General features: G+C 61.0%; 19 protein-coding genes. 11 read left to right on the top strand and 8 right to left on the bottom strand.

What is annotated here, in order from left to right; translation table 11 throughout:
• The first annotated feature begins 252 nt into the window (after positions 1-252).
• On the top strand, positions 253-2,676 hold the full coding sequence (locus IE127_RS05975) for a DUF4214 domain-containing protein (RefSeq protein ID WP_189424270.1): 2,424 nt from the start codon (positions 253-255) through the stop codon (positions 2,674-2,676).
• Positions 2,677-2,755: 79 nt separating this feature from the next.
• Positions 2,756-4,285: a methyltransferase regulatory domain-containing protein gene (locus tag IE127_RS05970; protein WP_189424268.1), complete on the top strand. Its 1,530-nt coding sequence runs from the start codon at positions 2,756-2,758 to the stop codon at positions 4,283-4,285.
• A 3-nt stretch (positions 4,286-4,288) separates the two neighbouring features.
• On the opposite strand, the gene IE127_RS05965 is transcribed toward IE127_RS05970, so the two are convergent.
• The gene (locus tag IE127_RS05965; protein WP_189424266.1) at positions 4,289-5,056 is read right to left on the bottom strand and encodes a Crp/Fnr family transcriptional regulator; all 768 of its coding nucleotides are present in this window, start codon (positions 5,054-5,056) and stop codon (positions 4,289-4,291) included.
• Positions 5,057-5,276: 220 nt separating this feature from the next.
• Between IE127_RS05965 and IE127_RS05960 the strand changes: the two genes are divergently transcribed.
• Positions 5,277-5,546: a hypothetical protein gene (locus IE127_RS05960; RefSeq protein WP_189424264.1), complete on the top strand. Its 270-nt coding sequence runs from the start codon at positions 5,277-5,279 to the stop codon at positions 5,544-5,546.
• 251 nt (positions 5,547-5,797) lie between these two features.
• Positions 5,798-6,343 carry a response regulator gene (locus tag IE127_RS05955; RefSeq protein WP_189424262.1) on the top strand — a complete coding sequence of 182 codons (546 nt, stop codon included), beginning with the start codon at positions 5,798-5,800 and terminating at the stop codon, positions 6,341-6,343.
• Positions 6,344-6,354: 11 nt separating this feature from the next.
• Here IE127_RS05955 and treY read toward each other — a convergent pair whose 3' ends face one another.
• The 6 genes from treY to IE127_RS05925 form a co-directional block, all read right to left on the bottom strand.
• Complete coding sequence (gene treY / locus IE127_RS05950; protein ID WP_189424260.1) at positions 6,355-8,991, bottom strand: malto-oligosyltrehalose synthase; 2,637 nt, start codon at positions 8,989-8,991, stop codon at positions 6,355-6,357.
• Complete coding sequence (treZ, locus tag IE127_RS05945) at positions 8,988-10,811, bottom strand: malto-oligosyltrehalose trehalohydrolase (protein WP_189424259.1); 1,824 nt, start codon at positions 10,809-10,811, stop codon at positions 8,988-8,990. Before treZ ends, treY begins: the two co-directional genes overlap by 4 nt.
• 108 nt (positions 10,812-10,919) lie before the next feature.
• Positions 10,920-11,705 carry an SDR family oxidoreductase gene (locus tag IE127_RS05940; RefSeq protein WP_189424257.1) on the bottom strand — a complete coding sequence of 262 codons (786 nt, stop codon included), beginning with the start codon at positions 11,703-11,705 and terminating at the stop codon, positions 10,920-10,922.
• On the bottom strand, positions 11,702-12,634 hold the full coding sequence (locus IE127_RS05935) for a dihydrodipicolinate synthase family protein (protein ID WP_189424255.1): 933 nt from the start codon (positions 12,632-12,634) through the stop codon (positions 11,702-11,704). Before IE127_RS05935 ends, IE127_RS05940 begins: the two co-directional genes overlap by 4 nt.
• A 14-nt stretch (positions 12,635-12,648) precedes the next feature.
• Positions 12,649-13,518 carry an amidohydrolase family protein gene (locus tag IE127_RS05930; protein WP_189424253.1) on the bottom strand — a complete coding sequence of 290 codons (870 nt, stop codon included), beginning with the start codon at positions 13,516-13,518 and terminating at the stop codon, positions 12,649-12,651.
• Positions 13,515-15,209: an IlvD/Edd family dehydratase gene (locus IE127_RS05925; RefSeq protein ID WP_189424251.1), complete on the bottom strand. Its 1,695-nt coding sequence runs from the start codon at positions 15,207-15,209 to the stop codon at positions 13,515-13,517. The genes IE127_RS05930 and IE127_RS05925 overlap by 4 nt, the downstream gene beginning before the upstream one ends.
• Positions 15,210-15,494: 285 nt before the next feature.
• On the opposite strand from IE127_RS05925, the gene IE127_RS05920 reads away from it, so the two are divergent.
• Positions 15,495-16,508, top strand: coding sequence for a Gfo/Idh/MocA family protein (locus tag IE127_RS05920; protein ID WP_189424249.1), 1,014 nt, complete (start codon positions 15,495-15,497; stop codon positions 16,506-16,508).
• Between the two features lie 30 nt (positions 16,509-16,538).
• Positions 16,539-17,207, top strand: a complete 669-nt coding sequence (locus tag IE127_RS05915) for a GntR family transcriptional regulator (protein ID WP_189424247.1) — start codon at positions 16,539-16,541, stop codon at positions 17,205-17,207.
• Between the two features lie 69 nt (positions 17,208-17,276).
• On the opposite strand, the gene IE127_RS05910 is transcribed toward IE127_RS05915, so the two are convergent.
• Positions 17,277-18,875 (bottom strand): GH39 family glycosyl hydrolase, encoded by a 1,599-nt coding sequence (locus IE127_RS05910; protein ID WP_189424246.1) that lies wholly within the window; start codon positions 18,873-18,875, stop codon positions 17,277-17,279.
• Between the two features lie 386 nt (positions 18,876-19,261).
• On the opposite strand from IE127_RS05910, the gene IE127_RS05905 reads away from it, so the two are divergent.
• The 5 genes from IE127_RS05905 to IE127_RS05885 all read left to right on the top strand — a co-directional run bounded on the left by IE127_RS05905 (position 19,262) and on the right by IE127_RS05885 (position 24,975).
• Positions 19,262-21,160 carry an ABC transporter substrate-binding protein gene (locus tag IE127_RS05905; RefSeq protein WP_189424244.1) on the top strand — a complete coding sequence of 633 codons (1,899 nt, stop codon included), beginning with the start codon at positions 19,262-19,264 and terminating at the stop codon, positions 21,158-21,160.
• Positions 21,161-21,237: 77 nt separating this feature from the next.
• Positions 21,238-22,242 carry an ABC transporter permease gene (locus IE127_RS05900; protein WP_189424242.1) on the top strand — a complete coding sequence of 335 codons (1,005 nt, stop codon included), beginning with the start codon at positions 21,238-21,240 and terminating at the stop codon, positions 22,240-22,242.
• A gap of 5 nt (positions 22,243-22,247) precedes the next feature.
• Positions 22,248-23,105 (top strand): ABC transporter permease, encoded by an 858-nt coding sequence (locus IE127_RS05895; protein ID WP_189424241.1) that lies wholly within the window; start codon positions 22,248-22,250, stop codon positions 23,103-23,105.
• Positions 23,106-23,107: 2 nt separating this feature from the next.
• Positions 23,108-24,124 (top strand): ABC transporter ATP-binding protein, encoded by a 1,017-nt coding sequence (locus tag IE127_RS05890; protein WP_189424240.1) that lies wholly within the window; start codon positions 23,108-23,110, stop codon positions 24,122-24,124.
• Positions 24,121-24,975: an ABC transporter ATP-binding protein gene (locus IE127_RS05885; RefSeq protein WP_189424239.1), complete on the top strand. Its 855-nt coding sequence runs from the start codon at positions 24,121-24,123 to the stop codon at positions 24,973-24,975. Before IE127_RS05890 ends, IE127_RS05885 begins: the two co-directional genes overlap by 4 nt.
• Positions 24,976-24,982: the final 7 nt, after the last annotated feature.

Genomic DNA, 24,982 nt, shown 5'->3' with positions numbered 1-24,982 from the left:
CCCGCAGCAATAGTGAATGCTTGACCGCTTGTACAGCAAGTAGTTAACCGTATGCAGCGACCTGATTACCTACGTAGTCTGCCGTAGATATCGAAGAAAAGAATGTAAATTCAGTGGTTTGTGAAAAGTTAACGTGGACTGAACAGGGGTTGGCTGGGCAGGAGAGGGGTTGCGTGAGTTGACAACCATAAGCTCGAGGACTTAGCAAACCGACGACCCCAAACAACGGTCACTGAGGAAAAGGGAACCACCATGGCTACCATTCAGGAAGTCTACATAGCGCTCTTCGGGCGCCCGGCCGATCCGATCGGCTACAACTACTACGTCGAGGCCACCGATGATGGTGCGAACCTCGACGCTGTTGGCGATCTGTCGAACTCGGAAGAGTATATGGAGCGCTTCGAAGGGCTGACCGATGCTCAGAAGGTCAACCAAATCTATCAGGACCTGTTCGGCCGCCAGGCTGATGCAGCCGGCCTGACATTCTACACGAACCTGCTGGCTTCCGGCGCTGCCACCGAGCAGTCGATCGCCATCCAGATCCTCGACGGCGCCACCGGCACCGATCGCGAGATCATCGACAACAAGGTTGCCTCGGCACAGGCCTTCACCGACTCGCTCGATACTGCTGAAGAAATCCTCGCCTACCAGGGCGAAGAGGCTGCCGAGCTCGGCCGTGAGTACCTCGACGGCATCACTGCTGACGACACCACCGTGAAGACCGAAGCGCAGGCCCAGGCTTACATCACTGCACAGGTCGTTCCGAACGCACCGCAGGGTCCGGTTGGCATGACTGTCCCGCTGACTGACAAGGTCGAGTCGGTGTCCGGCGGTTCGCTCAATGACACGTTCAATGGTGTCTCCGATACCACCCTTCAGGCTGGCGACGTCATTGACGGCAAGGGCGGCACCGATACCCTTAACATCACGCTCCAGGCAGATGTCGGCGCAGGCGTTTCGGTTTCGAATGTCGAGATCGTCAATGCCCGCAACGTTGACGGTGGTACGCCGCATTCGGTGAATGCAGTGTCGTTCAGCGGCGTTCAGCAGCTGTGGAACGATCGTAGCCTCACCGGCAGCGACGTGACGTTCAATAATGTCTCGGCTGCTGCGACAATCGGTGTGCGCGGCACGTCTTCAGACACCACTGCCAACTTTGGCGCTGGCGTGTTCTCGGGCAAGACCGACACGGTCAATGTCGCTCTTGAAGGCGCGAGCGGTGGCGACCTGACCATCAACGCAGATGGCACGGAAAACGTCGAAACCGTCTCCGTGATGAGCGGCGGCACGGGCGCCAACAAGCTTGGTACGCTTGAAGTTGATGGTGCCGAGACACTGAACCTGACTGGCAAGCAGAACCTCGAACTGACCGTTGATGGCGACGTCGAGACCGTTTCGGCTGCTAACCTTGGTGGCAAGCTTACAATCGATCTTTCGGCTGTTGCTGCTTCCGGCATCGATGACCTAAAGTTCACCGGCTCCGCTCAGGATGACACGATCACCACTAGCGACACCGATGACGACGACGTCATCGATGGCGGAGCAGGCAACGACACGCTGATCGTGACCGGCTCGTTTGGGGCGAAGCTCACCAATGTAGAGAACCTGACGGTGAAGACTGGCAATGCCCCAGACATCGATCTGGAGAATGCTCAGTCGATCGGCGTCGTGAACGTTGAAGCTTCTGCTGCTTTGACTGATTTTACGTTCGAGAATGCAGCAGACGACATTGTTGTCAACATTAAGAACAACAATAACTCGACCTATGCTTCAGGCGAATTGACTCTTGAAGACGATGGTAGCAGCGACGAAGCGACGCTCAACTTCACCGGCAACGGCACTGTCACTTTTAATGGCGGTAAGGTTGACATCGGTGGGCTTGAGACACTCAACCTGTCGAGCGTTTCCGATCTGACCTTGAACCAGGCAGATCTCTTCGGCGCCGACGGCACTGAGGACGAGTTGGAGACCATTAACTTCTCCGGCTCGGGCGATGTCGATGTAGATGCGTCTCTCTTCGACAATAACAGCCTGACCACCGTTAATGCTTCGGCCCTCACAGGTGACTTCAGCAATGAAGGCGTCACCATCAACGGTGGCGGCGCTATCGAAATCATGGGCGGCAGTGGCAATGACACCATCGTTGGTGCTGGCGGCAATGACACCCTGAGTGGTGGCGATGGCAATAACGACATTGACGGCAAAGCTGGCTCGAACGAGATCGACCTGGCAGGCAACGGCAACAACACCGTTTCGATCTCGGTGGCAGGATACAATGAAATCTCAGGCTTCAACTCCGGTGATGTCGTTGATATCGAGCTAGCAGCGGGTAAGGGTGGCGAACAATCCGTCACCACACAGTTGGCTGCTCAGTACGATCCTACCGATACATTTACTGTCGTCGTGACTTTGGATGCTTCTGAAGACTCGATCACCACTGGTGGGACCCAGACCATTGCTGATTTCACCGATCTTGCCGACGTAGCGGCTTATCTTGATGAAGGCTTCGATGTCGAGGCCAACGAGGACTTTGTCTTCGTGCTGAACGACGGCGAAGATTCCTACGTCTACAGCGTAGCCAATGGTGGCGATACTACGATTGCTGACACAGAAGTATCTCTTATTGGCATGGTCGACGGCTATGTCCTCGGCACTGGCGATGTGACCCAGTCGTAAGCTCATTTACCGAGTGCAAAGCAGCCCCGTCGCGCAAGCGCGGCGGGGCTTCTTTTATTGATTAATTGGAGCACCGCAGATGAGCACCTGGACTGCCGGCTATGTGGCCGATCTTGCCTATACGCATGGGTTTTATCGCGAGTTGACGCCGGCGCTTTTGCGGCTGGTGCAACTGTGTGTGGGGCAGAGGGGGCCGGACGAGGGCCGGCCGACCTATTGTGAGCTTGGGTGCGGGCAGGGGTTTTCTACGAACCTGTTGGCGGCGGCAAACCCAGGGATTTCGTTTTACGCGACGGACTTCAACCCCGGGCAGATCGCCGGGGCGCGGCGGCTGGCGCGGGAGGCGGGAACGCCGAATATTCAGTTTTTCGACCACAGCTTTGCCGAACTCGGCGCGGAGCCTTCGCTGCCGGCGCAGTTCGATTTCATTGCGCTGCACGGGATTTACAGCTGGATCAGCCCTGAGAACCGGCAGCACATTGTCGAATTTATCCGCCAGCGGCTGAAGCCGGGCGGGCTGGTTTATATCAGCTACAATGCCTTGCCGGGCTGGGCATCGGGAGAGCCGCTGCGGCGGCTGCTGGCCAATGAAGAGCACCAGACGGGCGGCACACTGACCGAGCGGATCGATGCGGCGATCGGCTTTGTCGAGCGGTTGCAGGCGGTGCAGCCTGCCTATTTCGGGCAGAGCCCGGTGATTGGCAAACGGTTTGAAAAACTGAAGGGCGAGAACCGCAATTATCTGGCGCATGAATATTTCAACAAGCACTGGACGCCGTTCTATTTCGCCGATGTGGCAGCGGAGCTGAGCGAGGCCAAGCTGCAGTTCATCGGTTCGGCGCATTTGCTGGACCAGATCGACCCGGTGAACCTGACCAATGAGCAGCGCAAGTTTCTCGATGGGGAGAGCGACCCGACCCGCAAACAGACACTGCGCGATTTCATGGTGAACCAGCAATTCCGCCGCGATGTGTTCGCCAAGGGCAGCGTGGGGCACAGCGCCGCCTCGCAACGCGCCGAGTGGCTGGCGACACGGTTTGCGTTGACGACGCCCCGGGCCGATGTGCCTGAGAAGGTGATGGGGGCGCGCGGCGAAGCGGACTTGCAAAAGCACATTTATGATCCGATTGCCGATGCGCTGGCTGAGGGGCCGGCAACGGTAAAGCAGCTGACGGAGCGGCCTGAACTGTCGGGCATGAGCTTTTCCAGCGTGTTGCAGGCGCTGACGGTGCTGACGGGGGCCGGGCATGTGCAGCCTTGCCTCGATGCAGAAGGAGATGCGGCGCGGGCCGAGCAGACGCGCGCGTTCAACACGGCAGTGTGCTGGCGCGCGATGGAAACGCAGGATCTACAGTTTCTGGCATCGCCGGTAACGGGGGGCGGGGTGCCGCTCGACCGGTTTGGTCAGCTGTTTCTTGTGGCGCATCAGGAGGGGCGGAGCGATGCGCCGGCCTGGGTCTGGTCGATACTGGCGCAACAGAACCAGCGGCTGCTGAAGGACGGCAAGGCGCTCGACACTGCCGAGGCCAACACTGCAGAGCTTGCGGCGCGGCAGGAGGTGTTCTTGAGCAAGCGCCTGCCGCTGCTGGAGCGGCTGGGGATTGCTTGAGGATCAAGCAGCTTCGTTGGGGGTTGGGTCGCTGAGGCCGAGGTAGTGGCTGTCGAAGGCAGCGATTTCGGCGAGCTTTTGCCGATCGTGAAGGATCGCGCGGCCCGAGCGGAAGGTGAGGACTTCGCGGCGGCGCAGATCCTGCAGGGTACGGTTGACGTGAACGGTGGAGAGGCCCAGCGCCTCGCCGAGTTCGGCCTGGGTGAGCGGCAGATCGAAGGCCTGACTGCCGGCGAGCTGGACGACGCGCAGCCGCGCATAAAGCTCGCAGAACAATTGAGCGACGCGCTGCTGCGCAGTGCGCAGGCCCAGATTGACCATCCATTCGGCGGCGATGGCTGAATCGATGGCCGACACGCGCAGCAGGGCGCGCATGATGCGTGGCTGGCGTTCGCAGAGATCGGTCAACGCCTCTACCGGAATGTGCGCAACCTCGACGGCGGAGATGGCGCAGACCGACTGATCCGGCGCGCGATCGGCGAGATAGCGGTGATCGCAGATATCGCCGGGGATGAGGTAAGAGGTGATCTGGCGCCTGTCATGCAGGGTCTTTATGCGGCAGGCAAAGCCGGAAAGGATCACCTGGACTTCGCCGGACTGCTGCTTGCCCTGCACCAGCTCCGTGCGCTGGGGCACCTTGCGGCACTCGGTGACCAGCTGCGCAATTCCACGCAGGTCTGCCTCGCCCAGATGCACATGGCTGGCGAGATTTGCGAGGAACGGGCGCAGGCGCCCGATTTCGGTAGATCCGTTTTGCGGACCTTGCTGCATTGAGCCTCCAAGCGTTGTTCAGCATTGCGACGAGGATGTCTTGCCGCGATCAACACTGCCACAATTCTGCCAAATGGCCGGATGTTCCCCACGAGGCGGGGTTTGTCCGGCGGGTGACCAAACTTAATCTGTGTTTAGTCAGGGGCGGCCTTAGCGACGGATCGTGATGCAACCGGGCCGGATTCTCGTTTGTTGCGGCAACAACGAAAGGAGGCCGACCATGGCTGAAGACAAGAACCCGAAACATTCCCGCGGACAGCAGGGTGCCAAGGGCGCAGGGGCTGATGACGGCGTTGAGCGCACCGACGAGTTCGACCTTGCCTCCGATATCAAGGGCCGCAATTCGCTGCAGGGCGACGACCAGCTGAATGTGCCGGACCAGCGCCAGGCCCAGGCCGATGCCAAGGGCGAAACGGACGGCGTGATCGAAAGCTTCGAGAAGCTCGACAAGGAGGAGCGGGCACGCCGCGACCTCGGCAAACGCAAATAGCGTTTCAGAAGAGCGATATGGGGGGCGGCCACGGGGTCGCCCTTTTTTCTGGCTGGCAGATGGTTGATGTACGTTAACGAACCCAGGTGAACCCGCGCCGCAACACCACGTTTATCCTGCAACCCTGGGCGGGTGACCGACAATCGATAGATTACTTCAATAGCAGTTACGCACTGATCCTGCGTATGGATCAAGCGATCTGCCGGGTAGATCGAGATTTTCGGCATATCCGCTCATACCAGGAAGGGCGGGTGTCTATGTCTATAGAGAGCGTAAGTGCTGGAGACGGCCGGGCAGGGCCGGACTTCAAGGGTCGCCGCATATTGGTGGTCGAGGACGACCAGACACAGGCGAAGCAGCTTTCGAGTACGCTGAAGGCGCGCGGCGCCTCGGTACTGGGGCCGGCGCCGACCTGCTTTTATGCGCAGAACCTGATGATGGGGCCGCGCACGATCGATGGCGCGATCCTCGATACGCGGCGCGGCCGCGATGAATTGTTGACATTGGCTAGTGAGTTGCGGCGGCGCGGCGTGCCGTTCGTGTTCGGCGGACAGCCGGGAGAAGTGCAGCCGGCGGCATTGCAGGGCGCGCCGTGCCTAGAGCGGCCGTCTTGCGATGGGTGGCTGGAGCAACTCGCACAGGAAATGGTCAGCATTCACGCGCATCCAGACCTGAAGCCGGCGGTGCCAGGCAGCGAAGTTGCGCCAGAGCCAAAGCCGGAGCCGATCAACGCACCGCTATGCAGGTCCGACCGGCTGGCGCATAGCGTGGTATTGGCGATGAAGCAGCGGCCCTGAGGGCCGCTGCATTAGCTTGTGCTCGTGAACATCGCGATCGGCAGGGCAGAAAGCGCCTCGCGCGCGCTGAGTGTGCCGCCGGTTTCGATGCTGTGGCCGGTCAAGGCATCGGTGAGGGTGCGGTGGCCGAGTGGCGACAGATCGAGCGTGGTATCGGCCCAGATCGAAGGATCGACGGCGAGATCGTCGGTATCCTCACCCAGCAGGGCGAAAGGCAGCCGTGGGACGATGAGGAGTACGGAGGCGTCTCCGTCCGTCCGGGCGAAGGCGACGAGATGGCGGGCCATGCGGCCGCTGACCACGATGGGGAGGTAGGCGCCGCCGCTGAGAAGGTCTGGCAGGGCCTTGCGCAGTTGAAGTCCGCGCGCCAGCAGCCAGCGCTTCAGCGTGCCGTCGCGCCAGTGCGGCAATGCGGCGTCGAGAGGCTGCTCGCGTAGTTCGGTATGGGCATCAGCGCTGATGAAGTCTGGCGGGCGGCGATTGTCGGGATCGACAAGGCTGAGGTCCCAGGTCTCGGTGCCCTGATAGATATCAGGGATGCCGGGGGCAAAGAGCTTGAGCGCGGTCTGCGCCAGACTGTTGAGCGCACCGGCGCGCAGGTATGGGCCGATAAAGGCTGACATCTCCGTACAGAAGGCCGGGTCTTCGAGGAGCGCCATGGCGTAGTCGCGGGCGGCGTTCTCATACTCTTCGTTGATTTCGGTCCAATAGGTCTGGCGCTTGGCTTCGCGCATGGCCTTTTCGAGATAGGCAAGGAAACGTTCGGAAAGCGCTGCGACATCGAGATCGGCGGGCTGCATCGGCCAGACGCCGAACAGGGCTTGGAAAATCAGCCACTCTGTTTCGCGATCGGGCGCGGGGCCGCCCGCGATTGTCTTGACCTGGGAGGCCTGCTTGGCGCGCCATGCCTCGACAAAATCGCCCCATGCAGCCGGGCTTTCGCTGATGGTGTAGAGGCGGGCACGGGCATCCTCGCCACGCTTTGTATCGTGGGTCGCGGTTGCCAGTAGGCCATGCGGCTGCTCTTCCTGCCGCGTTGCCATCGCGGCGTGAAAGCCATCGATCGCGGCGCCAGACAGCTCCGGTTCGCCGCCGACCTCATTGAGGCCGATCAGCAGGTTCCTCCTGTAGAATAACGTGTCTTCGATCGCCTTGGCCATCACCGGGCCGGTGGTTTGCCCGAAGCGGCGGACGAAGTGATAGGCCTTCTCGCGGGCGCTATCCGGCACATCGAGGAGCAGCATGCGGGCGAGGGCGTCGACGAGATCCGATTTGAGGCCGGCGTGCCGGCACAGGCCTGCAGCGAGCGCCTCGATCATCTGCCGATCGATTTCCCGGGCGCCGGAGGGTTCGACATAGGTGCGGTAGACGTCGAACGAGACGGCAAGCTCGGTGATGGCGACGCGCCAGTCGGCGTCACTTGCCTCCGGGCCATCCATCTGTGCGCTGGTTTCGCGCGCGAGGTTGGTGAGGAGCGTCAACTCGGTTTCGAGGTTGTGCTCGAGAATTTGCAGTTTTGCGGCGCGACGTTCCGCCTCAAGCGAACGCTCGGGTTGGACAGCGTTCTGGTAGGCGGCTTCCAGTTCGGGAAAGTGCTGCTCATCAGACAGCATGTCGGCAAGTGCGGCGATGAACTCGTAGCCGGTGGTGCCGGAGATCGGCCAGCTCTCGGGCAAGGACTCGTCGGGGCCGAGAATCTTTTCGACGACGATATAGGCATCGGGGCCTGCCCGCTCGCGCAGGTGGCGCAGATAGCCGGTCGGGTCGGCAAGACCGTCGACGTGATCGATGCGCAGCCCGTCAATCACGCCAGATTTGAGAAGATCAAGACTGAGACGGTGGACGTCCTCAAATACCGCGTTATCCTCGACGCGAACGCCGACGAGGCCGGTGACCTCGAAGAAACGGCGATAGGACAGGTGCTTGCGCGCATCACGCCAATAGGTCAGGCGCCAAGGCTGTGCCTCGTGCAGCGTTTCGAGCAGTTGGTGATTGTCGGCCAAGCCTGAAAGAGCCTGTGACAGCTTGGCTCCTTCATTGCGGAGCGCATCAGCGAGGGCCGTGCTGTCAGATGGCGCTGCGTTTTTCGCCAGATCCGAGAGCGGGCTGGAGATGCCGATGGCCTCAAGGATGATCGGGTATGTGTTGGGGTGAATGGGGAAGCGCTGGTCGTAATACTGCAGCACAAAGTCGGCGTGCGGTTCGTCGAACGCCACGGCGAGCTCGCCGTCCGCGAGGCACTCAGCAAACGGTTTGCCGAGATTGGGGACGGTCAGTCGCTCCGACCAGTCAATGTCAAAATGGCTGGCAAAAGCGCTGTCTTGGCCCCATTTCAGCACATCGCGCCACCACGGATTCTCGGTGCTCGCCGCCATGTGGTTGGGAACGATATCGAGACTGAGGCCGATGCCGGCAGACGACAGAGCTTCGGCCAGCGCCATGAAGCCGTCCTTGCCCCCAAGAACGGGATCAAAGACGTTGTGGTCTGTGACGTCGTAGCCGTGGGTAGACCCTGACGTCGCCGAGAAGATCGGCGAGGCGTAAAGGTGGCTGATGCCGAGCTGGCTGAGGTAGGGAACCAGTTTTTCGGCTTTCGCGAAGGTCATGCCATCGCGGAACTGGAGACGGTAGGTGGCAGATGGCTTCATGTACGAACGAGTTCCTGATGGCCGCGATCGAGTGCAACGACGATGCTGCAGCCGGGCAGGGCGGTTTCGTCAAGCAATTGCTGGAGCGCCTCGGGGCTGCTTGTGTAGATTACCTCGCCGACCGCTGAAGGGGTGGGTTCCGGCTCATGGCTCATATTTGCCATCATCACGAGGCGGGCTCCGGAGAGCTGCCAGGAGACCGCGATAACGCCCTCTTCAGCGCGATCCACCGTGCCGACATGGCCGCCAACGCCAGCCAGCAATGGGACGATGCGATCCTGGCGCAGTTTTAGCAGGTGCTGAACGAAGTCGAACCAATCCCGGCCGCTCTCTGACTCGAGCCGGGACCAATCAAGCTTGGAGGCCAGAAAGCTGGCCTCGCTATTGGGATCCGGGACCTGCTTAAGGCTCTCCGCGGAATTATGGAAGGCGCCGAAACCGGCGAACTCCTTGCGTCGACCCTCGCGTACGGCATCGGCCAATTCGCCATGGAAATCGGTGAAGAAGATAAAGGGGCGGGTTTCGCCCCATTCCTCGCCCATGAACAGCAGCGGGATATGCGGCGACAGCAGCAGCGTGGCCATGAGCGTGCGCACCATGCCGGAGCCTGCCAGATCGACCAGGCGTTCACCAAAGGCGCGGTTGCCGACCTGATCGTGGTTCTGGATGAAATCAACGAAAGCGGTGGGCGGCAGGTGGGCGCTGGGTTCGCCGCGCGTCTCGCCTGTCTGCTTGCTGCGTTCGCCCTGATAGGCGAAGCCTTGGGCAAGCGAGCGGGCAATCATATGCCAGTGATGTTCGGCAAAATCGGCGTAGTAGCCTTCGGTCTCGCCGGTTGCGATGGTGTGGGCGACGTTGTGGAAGTCGTCATTCCACTCGCCGCTGAACAGCGGAATACCGCCGTTTTCATCGCGCGTGTGGAGCGTGGTGATGTTGCGGTTGTCTTCGGTCGTGAGATGAATATTGCGATCCGGGAATTTGGCGCGGATGCGTCGAGCGGCCTCGACCAGCAGTTCCGGCTCGCTGTCGTCCCGGATATGGTCGATCGCATCGAACCGCAGCCCGTCGAGACGAAACTCTTCGAGCCAATAAATGGCGTTATCGATGAAGAAATCGCGCACTGGCGCGCGCTCATAGGCGATGGCGCCACCCCATGGGGTATGCCGCTCCGGATGGAAGAAATCCGGGGCGTAAAGCGACAGATAATTCCCGTCAGGACCGAAGTGGTTGTAGATCACATCGAGGACGACATTGAGGCCCAGTCCGTGCGCGGCATCGATCAACGCGCGCAAATCATCCGGCGTGCCGTAGACGTTGTGCGGGGCGTAGATCAGAACGCCGTCATACCCCCAACCGCGATTGCCCGCGAATTGACCGACGGGCATGATCTCTATCGTGTTGATGCCAAGCTGCTTGAGGTGTGAGAGCTTGTCGATGGCGGCAAGGAAGGTGCCTTCCGGCGTGAAGGTGCCGATGTGCAGTTCGTAGTAGACCGTCTCTTCCCACGGACGAGCGCGCCAATCAGGGTTCTGCCAGACATAGCTATCGGGATCGACCACCACCGAGGGCCCATGGACGTCGCCGGCTTGCGCGCGGGCTGCGGGATCCGCGACTTCCATGCCATCCGGGAGTATGAAGCTGTAGTGAGTTCCCGGCGCAATGGTGTCGAGCGTCCACTCGAACCAGCCGTCGGCATCGGGGCGCGCCGGGTGATCCTGCCCGTTGATGCGAAGACTGATCTCTTCGCCAGCCGAGCCCCATAGCCGAAAGAGCATCCGCCCGTCGTCAAGCCGGCGGGTTCCCCACTGCGTAACCGTCATTTCTGTGCCCCCAGACGTAGAACAAGCGACGGCTGCAAGACAGCCGTCCAATTTGCTCAACGAGCAAACGGCATCGAGGTTGCGGTGGGCGCCGAACCTGCTCGCGGATCATACAGCTGCGATGAGGCCCCCATCGACCCGAATACGAGTGCCGGTGATGTAGCTGGAGCGTTCGCTGACGAGAAACAGCACAGTGTCCGCCAGTTCTTCGGGACGGCCGTAACGGCGCATGGGGATGCTGTTCTTCGAACGGGTGCGTACTTCTTCGACCGACAGGTTCTGGCGCTTGGCATTCCCCTCATCGAGTTGATCCACACGATCCGTATGAATGCGACCCTGAACGATGATGTTGACGGTGACCCCATCGGCGGCAACTTCGTTGGCGAGGGTTTTCGACCAGCCGACAAGCGCCTGCCTGAGGCTGTTGGAGATGGCGAGGCGGGGCAGAGGCACTTCGACGCCGGAGGATGTGAGCGTGAGGATGCGGCCCCAGTTTTTCTCGCGCATTTGCGGCAAGAGCTTCTGGGTAATCTCGATCAGGCTGCGCACCATGATGTCGAACTGGCTGGAGAAGGTATCCGGGGCGACTGCGTGCGCTTCGCCGGGCGGCGGGCCGCCGGAGTTGTTGACGATGATATCGACGCCGCCATCGGCGACGAGCGCCTCTGCGAGCGCCGTGACCGAGGCGGGATCCGCAAGATCGAGCGCATGCGCGATGATACTGCCGCCGGATGCCGGATCGATCTGATCCGAGAGCGCCGAGATTGCATCGACGCTGCGCGAGGCACCGATAACGGTCGCACCCTCATTGGCGAGAGCGATCGCGGTAGCGGCACCGAGGCCTTTGCTGGCGCCGATGACCAGTGCGCGCTTTTTTTCGAGGCCGAGTTTCATACTGCAATCTCCGAAAGGCGGCGGGTCTGGCGGGCGAGCAGGCGCTCGACATCGGCAGTATCTTCGGGGCTGAGGGCCGCGCCAGGTTTGCGCAATGTGGGCGAGGCGATGACGCCACGCTTGGCGAGAACGTATTTGCGGCAGGCGAGGCCGACGCCCTGCTGCTGCTCGTACCGCGCCAATGGCAGATAAGCATCGAAGATGTCATGGGCGCGCTCGGGATTGCCGGCCGCATATTCGCGCACTACGCCGACCAGCATCTCGGGGTAGCAGAAGCCGGTCATGGCGCCATCGGCGCCGCGGGCTATTTCCTCGGGCAAGAACAAGCCGCCATTGCCGCAAAGGATCGAGATGCGACGGGTGTTTCCGGCATCGCTCGAGCGGCGGAGTGCGCCGATCTTCGAAAGGCCTGGCCAATCCTCATGCTTGAGCATGACGCAGGTCTCGACCTCGTTGATGATCCGCTCGATCACCTTGGGCGCGATGGTGACATTGGTGGTGAGCGGGTAATCCTGGAGGACGAACGGGGTATCGCCAAGCGCCTCTGCCACATTGGCGTAATAGGCGAAGATCTGGTCGTCGGTCTTGAGCGTCCAGGGTGGCGCAACCATGACGCCGGCGGCACCAAGCCCCATCACCGTCTCAGACAGCTCGCGCATTGCTGCGAGGCCGGGCGCGGAGACGCCGACCACGACGGGCAGGCGGCCATCGGTGCGCTTGAGGACGCGCTCAGCGACAAGGCGCGATTCTTCCGCAGTCAGCTTCGGTGCTTCGCCGAGCTGACCGAGAATGGTGAGGCCGGTCGCGCCAGCCTCCTCATAAAAATCGACCATCCGGTCGACGCTTTCGAGGTCTAGGGCGCCATTCTCGGTGAACGGCGTGACGGCGATAACGTAGACGCCCTTGGCATCTTCGGTGAGTTTGGACATTGCGGTCTCCAAGATTAGGGCCTGGACCAATAGAGGGACTGTGGGGTGTCAACGAAAAGGCGCTGGCGAAGCGAGGGCGGCACCCATTCATCGAATGCGTCGAGAAGGTCGGTGTCGTCGGGCACGGTATCGAACAGCTCGGTGTGCGGCCAGTCGCTACCCCAGAGCAAGCGATCGGGATTGGTCTCGGCAAGGGCACGGACAAAGGTGCCAAAGCCGTCGTAATGTGGCGCTTGTGCCAGCCGGTAGGGTGCAGAAAGCTTGCAATAGACCTGGCCGGTCTCGAGCAGCCGCTTGAGCCTCGCCAGGTGTTTTTGCGCATCGGGACCTGTCGGATCGACAAAGGCCAGGTGGTCAATGACGACCGGGATCGAGAGGGTCGGCAACATGTCCTCAAGAATGGTGAGGGTTTCCGGCCCCACCTGAAAAACGAAATGCCAGCCGAGCGGCTGCATACGCCGCTCGAGCGCCGGCACGGCCTCGAGGCCAAGGCCGGACTTGTTGCGCAGGTTGACCCGGACGGCGCGTACGCCGGCGGCGTCCAGCCGGGAAAACTCCTCCGGCGAGGTTTCAGGATGAATGACGACGACCCCGCGCAGTGCGTCTGGAGCCGATGCGAGCGCGTCAAGGAGCACCGAATTGTCCTGCCCGTAAACGCTCGGCTGCACCAAAACGCCGCGTTCGATGCCGGCGGTATCGGCAAGGCGCCGCCAACCATCGAGGGTCTCGACCTGCGGGGTATAGCTGCGCGGTGTGACCAGCGGCGCGCCTTCGGCAAAGACGTGGAAGTGGCAATCGCACGTGCCTTCGGGAAGGCGTTGTCGCGGCGTGCGCGCGATCGGATGCGGCGGCAGGCACTGGCGCGGTTCGGCGTCCGATGTCATTCGGTACCCCAGAGGAAATCGAAATCGGCACCGTCATCGGCCTGCTGGACGTGGGTGTCGTAGAGGCGGGCATAGCCGCGCGGCGGAGCCGGCTTGCGCTCGGGAAGTGCCGCCATGCGCCGCGCATATTCGTCGGCATCAAGCAGCACATCGAGCGTACGCGCCTCGACATCGAGGCGGATGCGATCACCGCTCCTGACGATTGCAAGGGGGCCGCCATCAGCGGCTTCTGGCGTGACGTGGAGGACGATGGTGCCGAAGGCGGTGCCGCTCATGCGCGCGTCCGAGATCCGCACCATGTCGCGAACGCCCTGTTTTGCCAGCTTGCGCGGGATTGGAATATAGCCGGCCTCCGGCATGCCGGGCGCGCCGCGTGGGCCGCCATTGCGTAGAACAAGGACATCGTCAGCAGTGACGTCAAGGTCGTCGGCGTCGATCCGCTCGGCCATTTCGGCGAGCGTGTCGAAGACCACGGCGCGGCCTTCATGCCGGTAGAGTGCGGCTGAGGCAGCGGAGTGCTTGATGACGGCACCGCGCGGCGCCAGATTGCCGCGTAGCACCGCAATGGCGCCGGTGGGCTTCACCGGTCGGTCTCGCCGTCTGATGATGGCGTCGCTTGGCGTGGTCATGGCGCCATCAATCATCTGGCGAATGGTGCTGCCGGTGACGGTTTTGGCGCTGGTGTCGAGCGCATCGGCTATCTCGCCGAGGAGGCGCGGTACACCGCCGGCGTCGTGGAACTCTGCCATATAGGCGGAGCCGGAGGGCTTGAGGTCCACCAGAACCGGAATTTCGCGGCCGATGGCATCAAGCTCTTGAAGGTCCAGTTTGGTGCCAAGACGGCCGGCAATGGCGGCCATGTGGACGACGGCATTGGTCGAGCCACCAAGGGCCTGAAGCGTTGCGAGGGCGTTGCGCATCACAGCCGGCGTCAGCAGATCGCGTACGGTCGGGCCGCCATTGGCGGCAAGTTCGGCGGCGGCGCGCCCGGTCTCCTCTGCGAGCCGGGTGCGTTCAGCAGAGGTGGCAGGTGCCGAGCCGGCCATTGGCAGGCAGAGGCCCATGGCTTCCGAAAGGCACGCCATGGTGCTTGCCGTGCCCATGACGGTGCAGGTGCCGACAGAGGCGACGAGCCGGTTATTGATGGCGCCGATCTCGGTTTCATCGAGCTCGCCGGCCCGGAACTGCCCCCACAGCCGGCGGCAATCGGTGCAGGCGCCGAGCCGTTCACCACGGTGGCTGCCGGTCGACATCGGGCCGGTGGGCAGCACGATCGCGGGTACGTCACTGCTCGCGGCAGCCATGATTTGCGCGGGTATCGTCTTGTCGCACCCACCGATGAGGATGACCGCATCCATTGGCTGGGCACGGATCATCTCCTCGGTCTCCATAGCCATCAAATTGCGAAGATACATGGAGGTGGGAGAGGCGAAGCTTTCGTGAATCGAGATGGTGGGGAACACCATTGGCAGTGCGCCCGCGAGCATAACGCCGCGCTTGGTGGCCTCGATCAATTGCGGCACGTTGCCGTGACAAGGGTTGTAATCGGAATAGGTATTGGCGATGCCGACGATCGGCCGATCGAGTGCGTCGTCGGAAAACCCCATGGCCTTGATGAAGGCCTTGCGCAGGAACAACGAGAACTGCTCGTCGCCATAGGTGGTGAGTTTTCTGCGTAGGCCGCGGGCCAAGATGATCGCCTCCTGGTAGGGCGGGGTGCCCGAGACAGCCCCACACTTTTGCGGTAGCCTAGTCATGCGGCAATTATTGTCAATAAAATTACCTGTCTGTCTCTTATTGACACTTTCACGGGACTATCCCGGCGCCCGATAGATGCTGCGAGCAATCCAAGACATGTGGGGCATTACGCGCAGTTTCCGACTCCGAGCGGGCCGGATAGGCAGGACTGGCGTTGCGGATCATTATTGATAAAGATAGAAGTGGCGGACTGAATTTTCTACTCACGGGGGACGCCAATGGCGAAAATGCGCGTAGGTCTCGTCGGCGCTGGCTGGGTCAGCGAATATCACCTCGGCGCCTGGCAGCGCCTCAGTGACCGCGCGCAGGTGGTGGCCATTTGTGATCCAGATGCAAACGCGCTGCAGCGCCGTGCCCGGGACTTTGGCATTGAAGAAACGTTTACGAGTGCAGAGGCGATGGTCGATGCGATGACGCTCGATGCGCTCGATATCTGCGCGCCGCGCGAGTTTCATCTGGAAATGGTGCGGCTCGGGGCCGGCAACGGCCTCGCGGTACTCTGCCAGAAACCGTTGGCGCCGACTTTTGGGGAGGCAGAGGCGCTGGTCGCTGAAATCGGCGGCAGCGTGCCGTTCATGGTCAACGAGAACTGGCGGTTTCGCGCCTATTACCGGCGGCTGCGTGAATGGATTGATGCAGGACGGCTCGGCGATATTCGGCAGGTACAGTTTCAATTCTTGTCGAGCGGCATGATCCCTGGCGGCACCGGCGAGCGACCGGCGCTGGTGCGGCAGCCGATGTTCCGGGGGCTAAAACGGCTGCTGGTGATGGAGGTGCTGATTCATCATCTCGATTCCCTGCGGTTTCTGCTCGGCGATCTGCGTGTCCTTGGCGCCCATCTGGAGCGCACCAACAATGAGATTGTCGGGGAGGACGTTGCGGGCGTCGCGCTGCAGCGCAAGAGCGACGGTGTGCCGGTGTTTGTGACAGGCAATCTCGCAGTGCCCGGCGCGGCACCAGCGCCGAAAGATCAATTGACGCTGATCGGCTCAAAAGGTGTCGCCAGGCTCGATGGCACGACACTGACGCTTGAGGGCGACGAAAGCGATCGCGAAGAGTTCGATCCGATGCAGACCTATCTCGACAGTTACCACGCAGCGATTGCGCACTTTGTCGACGGTGTGTGCGATGGTGGCGCGTTCGAGACGCATCCAAAGGACAATCTCGAAACTCTGCGGCTGGTAGAAGATGCCTATGCCCTGAGCGGGTTCGAGAATCGGGGTGGAGCCTGATAGGCTGGCCCAAATGCTGGATTTGCGCCAATGACACCAGAGCTGAAATCAGAAGAAAACGACGGCCGCGAGTACGATGATCTGAGTATCGCCCGGGCCCTCGAAGAAGACATCATTTTTGGGCGTTTGGGGCCGGGCGAGCGGCTGACCGAGGATTCGCTTCTGGCGCGATTTCCGGTCACCCGGCATTTCGTGCGTCAGGCTTTGGTGCAGCTCGAGCAGATGGGCATCGTGGCGCGGGAGCGCAACAAGGGCGCGACGGTTCGGTCGCTGACCTCGGATGAGGTCCGGCAGATCTACGCGGTGCGCGAACTGGTGCAGCGCCAGGCCGCCCTGTTGATCCCGCTGCCGGCCCCGGCGGAGCTGATCGAGGAATTGCTGGAGATCCACGAGGAGCACGGCCGCCATATCGAGAGCGGGTATCTTCGTGGCGTGCACGAGGCAAATGACCGGTTTCACCTGACGCTGTTCGGCGCGGCCGGCAACAAGTATCTGGTGCAGACGATCGAGCTCTACATGCGATTCAGTCTGCCGGTGCGAGCGAACTCGATGAGCGACCGCAAGGCGCTCGATACGTCCCATACCCAGCACCGGCTGATGATCGAGATGCTGAAGGGCGAAGACAACTGGGTGCTATCGCAGCTCTGCGTCGACCATTTGCAACCGAGCAAACGGCGCTATCTCGAGATCGTCACCTGATTGCGGGGGCGCCCGGTCCTCGGGAGGGGGAGGCCGGGCGCCGTCGCAAAGCCTGCGGCGTGATGCAGGCTATTCGATACGCAGCAGCGATACGCCCTGGCGTGGCAGCTGCATGCTGACGCTGGCATTGCCGCCGTCGACGGACAACGAGGTTTCCTCGATCATCGCCAGCTTGCCGGCTGCTTCGAGCTTGTCGTAGTCGGCGCCTTCAATGGTTTGCGGCGAGCCCATGTCCTGCCAGACCTGATAAGCATTGGAATGATGCTTATCCATGCGGTAGTGGCGCAGTTTCGTTGCGCCTTCAGGCAGGTTGGCGAGTGAGACCGTGACCGATGCGTCGCCATCTTCAATGTTATCGTCATGGTAATTCCAGACGAGAACGCTGACGCCCTTCTCGTCTTTCGTTGCGACCGCGTTGACGTCGGGCTGGCCGCGCACGCCATGTTCCATGATGGTGCCGATATCGAGCGCGTGATCGCTTTCGGCTTCGACCCACTCACCCGACAGCATGCCGAGCATGCGGAAGCCGTTGAGCACCGCCTTGTCGATGCCGTTGGTCGCCAGATCGCGGAAGCCATCAAAATATGGCTGGTCCTCAAACATGAAGGCCCAGGTGACGGCGCCTTCGATCTCGATGCCAGCCTGTCGCGAGAGTTCATAGGTACGAAGCATGCTTTCGACGACGTAGACGCCGTAGAGCGGGCCGTTACGATATCCATTCTGCGGATGGACACGCGCCGAGCAGGCGGCGCAGCCCTCAGGATCGGATTCGCCGATGACGACCGGCAGGTGCGTCAGTTGCGGAAACTCGTTGATGATCGCGAGATTGGTTTCGATGTCGCGCAGCTGTTTCGAGACGCCCATACGCACGTGGTCCTTGTAGACCACGGGATTGCCTTTGGCGTGGAAGGCGATGAAATCGATCGGCGAGTTGTTGTCGACGACGTGCTGCAGGAACTCGCGGAGAAATTTCTGAGCCTTGGGGTTCGAGAACCCGCCACATGTGTGAGGGCCGCCAACGCGCGCATCGGAGATGACCTTCTTGATGGCCTTTGCGGTGACATCATACATGGCGCAGAATTCGGGTATTGTGCCGGTCCAGTAGTGACCATCGGGCTCGTTCCAGACTTCCCATGGCCAGTGACGCACGGTCTCAATGCCGTAGCGCTCGACGAGGTGGTTCGCCCACGCCTCAATGAGTCCGCCCCATTTCTCGAGATTGTTCGGCGGTGCAGCCCAGCCGGTCATGATGGTGGCGTACCGGTCATCAAGCGACCAGCTGTGTTGGTAAGGACCAGGATCGTCGGAGAGCGCCTCGGGGGTAAAGCCGACCTGTATCAGCGGCGATGTGCCCGACTCTTTATACGAGTCGAAAATCTGGTCCATGATCGTCCAGTCGTAGACCGGGTTGCCGTTCTCGTCTTCTGTATAGGCGTTGGTCGAGCCCCACTTCAGCGCGTGCTGACCATCGCCTGATGTCAGCAGGTTGTGAGTACGGATATGGGCAGGGCCGGGGCTGAGTTCGGCAAGCTCGCGCAGCAGCTTTTTCCCGTTCGGGGTGTAGGTGTAGTTCGGCTCGTCATGGCCGAACCAGTTCCATAGCGGCTTGTAGGGGCCCTTGCTCTTATTGGCATCGACGGAAATCGCCACGTCGTAGGTTTGCGGCATCGGTCCTTAATCCTCTCCCAAAATGGTGTGCGCGGCACATGGCGTACGCCTTGCGTGCGGTGTAGCGCGAATCTTGTGGTGCGCCGAGCCGGCATGCGTCTCGGCAGAGAATGAGGAAGCTATGGCAATCCTCAGTTTTGTCAATAATCCTTTCTTGTGGAGAGGGGTGCTCACCAACGTACAGGCCATTATATGGCGGTTTTTGCGCAGGTGAGGCGATTTTCGGTTGCTCGTCTTGCAAAAATTGTCGATAAAGAGCTTGTTTATGCCATCATGGTGATCGACCGAAGTGGTGAACATCCTCGACTGAGGCGGGAAGTGGCATCTGTTGAGGGGCGCGAGGAGGCAAGCCGACCGGCTTGCGACGTGCGATGAGGAGGAAAAGCATGAGAGTGAGAAGGTTAATTGCAGCCGCGATGGGCGTGGTCGCCCTAGCGATGCCGGCGGCCGCCCAGGATTTCATTGCCGGCATTCCGCGCGAAGAAGCGCTGATCGTTCAGGGGCCGGAAAAACAGAATGCCGACTGGTTCAATATGTGGGCATCCGGTGGCGGCGCGTCTCACAACGGCCAGCAGCAGCTGACCGCCGACACGTTCTGGTTCATCAACCCGGAAGGCTCGGGCGATAGCGCCTGGACCAATGCGCTGGCGACCGAGCGCCCTATCTATAATGACGACTTCACGCAGATGACGGTGAAGCTGCGCGAGGGCGTCTACTGGAGCGACGGCGTTGAGTTCACGGCCGAAGATGTGGTCTATACGGTCGAAACGCAGATGGAAAACCCCGGGATGGGCTGGAGTGCCCCGTTCCAGGTGAACGTTGAAAGCGTTGAGGCAACGGACGATTACACGGTGGTCTTCAATCTGAAGCAGCCGAACTCCCGCTTCCACACGCTGTTCACAGTTCGCTGGAATGCTGCCTGGATCATGCCAAAGCATGTGTTCGAAGAGGTTGAGGATCCGGCAAGCTTCGCGTTCAATCCGCCAGTCTCCTTGAGCGCATATGTGCTCAATAATTACGACCCGAACGGGCAGTGGACGATTTGGGAACTGCGCGACGACTGGGAGCGCACCTCGATCGGCATGACGCTCGATGAGGAACCGGACGTCAAATACGTGGTGTACCGCACCGCCGGCAATCCGGACGCCCGCGTCATCGAGCAGTTGAACCACAATCTCGATGTGATCAACGATATCGCCCCCGAGGGCATGTTCACGATTGCCCGTGATGCTGCCGATACGACGACGCAATGGCTGCCGGGTTTCCCGTTCGCGCACCCGGACCCGACTTTGCCGGCGGTTATTCTCAACACTAAGATCGATGAGCTCAGTGATCCGCGCGTGCGTTGGGCATTGGCGCTGATGATCGACATTCGCTCGGTCTCGATGGGCTCTTATCGTGGCGCGGCGAACATTTCGGCGCTGGCGGTGCCGCCGACCGGTGCAGCGATTCCGGATTATTTCGAGCCGATGCAAGCCTGGCTGGAAGATTTCGAGCTGGATACCGGCAGCCGGACGATCAAGCCGTACGACTCGACCATCGCCGAACAGGTGGCGACGCTGGTGCGTCCGCAATGGGGCGACAGCCTGCCGGAAGACGAAGACGCGCTGAAGCGCCAGTTCGGGTTCGGCTGGTGGAAGAACGACCCGGAAGCTGCAGGCGAACTGCTTGAAAGCGCTGGTTTCACCAAGCAGAACAACCAGTGGATGACCCCGGATGGCGAGCCGTTCGAGATCAACCTGCTGGTTGAAGGCGACAACATCCCGACGCTGGCGCGTGCCGGCGGCATCATTGCCCAGAACTGGTCAATGCAGGGGATCGACGCCGAGGTGCAGGTTGCAGGTCCGGTTTTCGGCGATCGTCTCGATGTGGGTGATTTCGATGCCGCGATCTTCTGGACAATCGAGACCTGGGGTGGTCACCCTGACCTGAGCTTCTTCCTCGAAAGCTATCATTCGGACTTCATCCGTCCGATCGGTGAGAGCCAGCCGCCGCGCAATCTGCAGCGTTGGGAAAATCCCGAGCTCGACGAGATCATCGAGGCCAACCGCACGGTCGGGTTCGACGATCCGGAAGTAGTGGAACTGGGCATGGACTTCCTCAAGCTCGCTGTCGAGGAAATGCCGATGATTCCGTTGATGGCGTACAACAAGTTCGCGCCGTTCGATACGACCTACTGGACCGGCTATCCGAGCATCGACAATCCGTACTCGGCGTCCGGCCCCTTCTGGTCGAACCTTCGCTACATGATCGTTCAGCTCGACTCCACCGAGCAGGCTGACTGATCGCCACTGCATAGCATACCTGGAGGGCGGTGCTTGGCGCCGCCCTTCATCCTCGCAGTCCGAAGGCGGATTATCGGATGAACGGCTTTGTTAAATACCTTGCCGAACGGCTGTTCCAGCTGTTCCTTGTGATCTTTCTCGGCGTCAGCCTGGCGTTCGTGATCACAACACTCTCACCGGTCGATCCGGTACAGGTTTCGCTCTCCCAGATGACGAGCTTCGGCGCTGTCGACCCGCGCTCCGTTGAGCTGATGCGCGAGGCGCTCGAAGAGCTCTACGGGCTGCAGGGCACGATGCTCGAACAATATTTCAATTTTTGGCGGCGTGTGCTGACCGGCGATTTCGGTCCGTCGCTGTCTGCCTTTCCAACACCGGTGATGACGCTGATTGCGGCGGCGGTGCCGTGGACCCTTGGGCTTCTCGGGTTGTCACTAGCGATGACCTGGATTCTCGGTAATCTTCTGGGAGCACTGGCAGGGTACTTTCGCAACAACACGCTGCTGAAGCTTTCGGGCGCCGCAGTGATGGCGCTGCACCCGGTGCCCGCCTACATCACTGGGCTGATCCTGCTGCTGTTGTTCGGATATGCGTGGCCGATCCTGCCGATTTCAGGCGGCGCGCAAATGAACCTTCAGCAAGGATTCACTCTCGAATACATCACGTCGCTGATCCGGCACGGATTGTTGCCTGCGATGGCGATGGTGCTGGTTGGCATCGGCAGCTGGTTCATTTCGATGCGCTCGCTGGTCTCCAACATCGTGACCGACGACCACGTGGTGTACGCAGAACTCGGCGGGGTGAAGTCGCGCAAGATCTTCAGCCAGTACGTGGCACGCAACGCGTTGTTGCCGCAGGTGACAGGGCTGGCGCTCAATCTCGGCCATATCTTCGGTGGCACGGTGATTATCGAGTTCTTGTTCAACTACCCTGGAATGGGGCGGCTTCTCATTCAGGGGATCTATCGCGGTGACTACAGCCTGGTGCTGGGCGTCACGACGATATCGATCGTTGCGGTGGCGTTCGCCGCCTTCGTCCTCGATCTCGTCTATCCACTCATCGATCCGCGCGTCAGGCTGGGGTAAGCAGCATGTTCAAAGTTCTGCGCGATCTACTGCGCTACAATAGAGAGTTTCTGATCGGGTTCATCCTGACGGCCTCACTGGTGATCTACGCATCGCTGCACTTCTTCTCGCCGTACGACAATACGGCCATCTACCTGCTGCCGCCCGACATGCCGCCTTCGCCAGACTATTGGCTGGGCACCACGTCTCGCGGCCAGGACATCTTCTGGCAGATCAGCGCGGCGTTGTGGAACACCATGACGTTCGGCATCACCGTGACAGTGATCAGCCGCATGCTGGCGCTGACTATGGGCATGATCTCGGGCTATATCGGCGGACGCGGCGACCGCGTGCTGATGACCATCAACGACACGCTGATCGCGTTGCCGAACCTGCCGATCCTGCTGCTGGTCTACTTCGTCATGCGCGAGCAGATGAACTGGGCGATCCTTGCGGTGGTGACGGCGTGCCTCAGCTGGAACTATGACGCCCGCATCATCCGATCGGTGGCGCTGAGTCTGCGGCAACGCGAGTTCACCCGCCACGCGGTCTATGCCGGCATGAGCATGCCGCAGGTTCTGGTGCGCCAGCACATGCCCTACGTGATGCCGATTGTCTTCTTCACGGCGATGAACAATCTGATCTTTGCGATCGGCATCGAGGTCACGCTGGCAGTGCTGGGGTTCATCGACCTCAACCGGCCGACGATTGGCGGGATGATCAACTGGGCCAACCAGCACCAGGCGATTGTTGCCGGTGTGTGGTGGTGGATTGCCTTCCCGATTATCGCGATCGTGCTGCTGTTTCTCGGCCTGTTCCTGCTGGCCATCTCCATCAATGAATATATCGACCCGCGCAGCCGCCTGGCGCGCATGGGAGGCTGATCATGCTTACCACTGCCGAGGCCGAGCAGCGGACTGGCACCGTGCTCGAGGTGAAGAACCTCAAGGCGTATTACCAGATGAACTATTTCGGCGTGCAGCGCGAAGTGCGGGCTGTCGACGATATTACCCTCAGCATCAAGCGCAACGAGGTCTATGGCATTGCCGGTGAATCATCGAGCGGCAAGTCCTCGCTGATCAAGACCATTGCCGGCGCGATCAATCCGCCGCTGCGTGTCGTCGACGGCTCGGTGAAATTCGATTTCGATGGCAATTTCGTCGATGTCTATGGTGAGCCAGGGTCGATGAACAGTGCCCGGTGGCGGCACCTCAGCTACATCATGCAGGGTTCGATGAACGTCCTGAACCCGGTGCGGCGCGTGAAGCGGTCGTTCGAGGACTTCGCGTTCGAGCATATGGGGCTGAGCAAGGCCGAATTCTGGCCGCGGGTGCGACAGCACCTCGAAAAGCTGGGACTGAATCCCAACGTTCTCGAAGCCTATCCGCACCAGCTCTCCGGGGGCATGCGCCAGCGGCTAACGATCGCGCTCGCAACGGTATGCGAGCCGGAGTTCATCATTGCGGACGAGCCGACGACGGCGCTCGACGTTCTTGTGCAGCAGGATGTTCTGGGGCTGATCAAGGACGTGCAGGAACGCATGGGCTCTTCGATCATCTTCGTGACGCACGATATGACTGTGCATGCGGCGATCGCCGACCGGATCGGCATCGTCTATGCTGGCCGGCTGGTGGAGGAGGGGCCCTCAATCGACATCTTCAGGCGGCCGCAGCATCCGTATACCGCGCACCTGATCTCGAGCCTGCCGCGCCTTGGCGATCCAAAACGGCGACAGGCGCTGGCGGGCAAGCCGCCGAACCTCGCTGATCCGCCGCCGGCATGCCGGTTCCACCCGCGCTGCCCACTGGCGATCGACAAGTGCAAGACCGACAACCCACCCCTCGTGGCGCGGGAGACTGGTCGCGTGGCGTGCTGGCGCGCCGGGGAAGTGGAGGTCTCATGAGCAAGCTTCTGGAACTCGATCAGGTCACCAAGACCTTCCAGATCGGCGGGCTGTTAGACCGGGCGACGCTGCAGGCGGTCAAAGGCGTCAGCTTCGATATCGATGATGCCAAGGCGGAGATTTTTACCATTGTCGGAGAGTCCGGCAGCGGCAAAACGACAATCGCCAAGATGATTCTCGGCAACGAAGTGCCGACAACCGGGACGATCAGGTTCGAAGGCCGCGACGTGACGACAGTGCGGAAACGGCGCGACCGTCTCGACTTCATGAAGCGGGTGCAGCCGATTTTTCAGAACCCGTTCGAAGCGTTCAATCCGCTCACCCCTATCGACCTGTTTCTGTTTACGACGGCAAAGCAGTTCTGCGGTGCGAAAACCCGCGCCGAGCAGGAGTCGCAGGCGGACAAGGCGCTGCAGCATGTCGGCCTGTCACTGGCGGAGATCAAAGGGCGCTATTCGCACGAGCTTTCAGGTGGGCAGTTGCAGCGCATTGCTGTGGCACGGGCGTTGATACCCGAGCCGAAGCTGATCGTCGCAGATGAACCGGTCTCGATGGTCGATGCATCGCTGCGCATGTCGATCGTCAATCTGTTCCAGCATCTGCGGGATGATCTTGGGGTCTCGATCATCTACATCACGCATGATCTGGCGACGGCGTATTACATCTCAGACCGCGTGATCATCATGCATCGTGGCGATGTGGTCGAGGCCGGCAATGCGCAGGAAGTGCTGGACAACCCGAAGCACGAGTATTCGACCGCGCTCAAGAACGCGGTGTTGCCGCCAGACCCGGAGCGCGCTTCGGCGGCGCTTCGGCACAGACGAGCGGAGCGGCAGGCGGAGCGTGCGTGACGGTCGT

Source organism: Devosia pacifica, from assembly GCF_014652635.1.
Classification (GTDB): domain Bacteria; phylum Pseudomonadota; class Alphaproteobacteria; order Rhizobiales; family Devosiaceae; genus Devosia; species Devosia pacifica.
The sequence above is the reverse complement of the archived record's forward strand: the minus strand, read 5'-3'. Positions and strand labels throughout refer to the sequence as shown.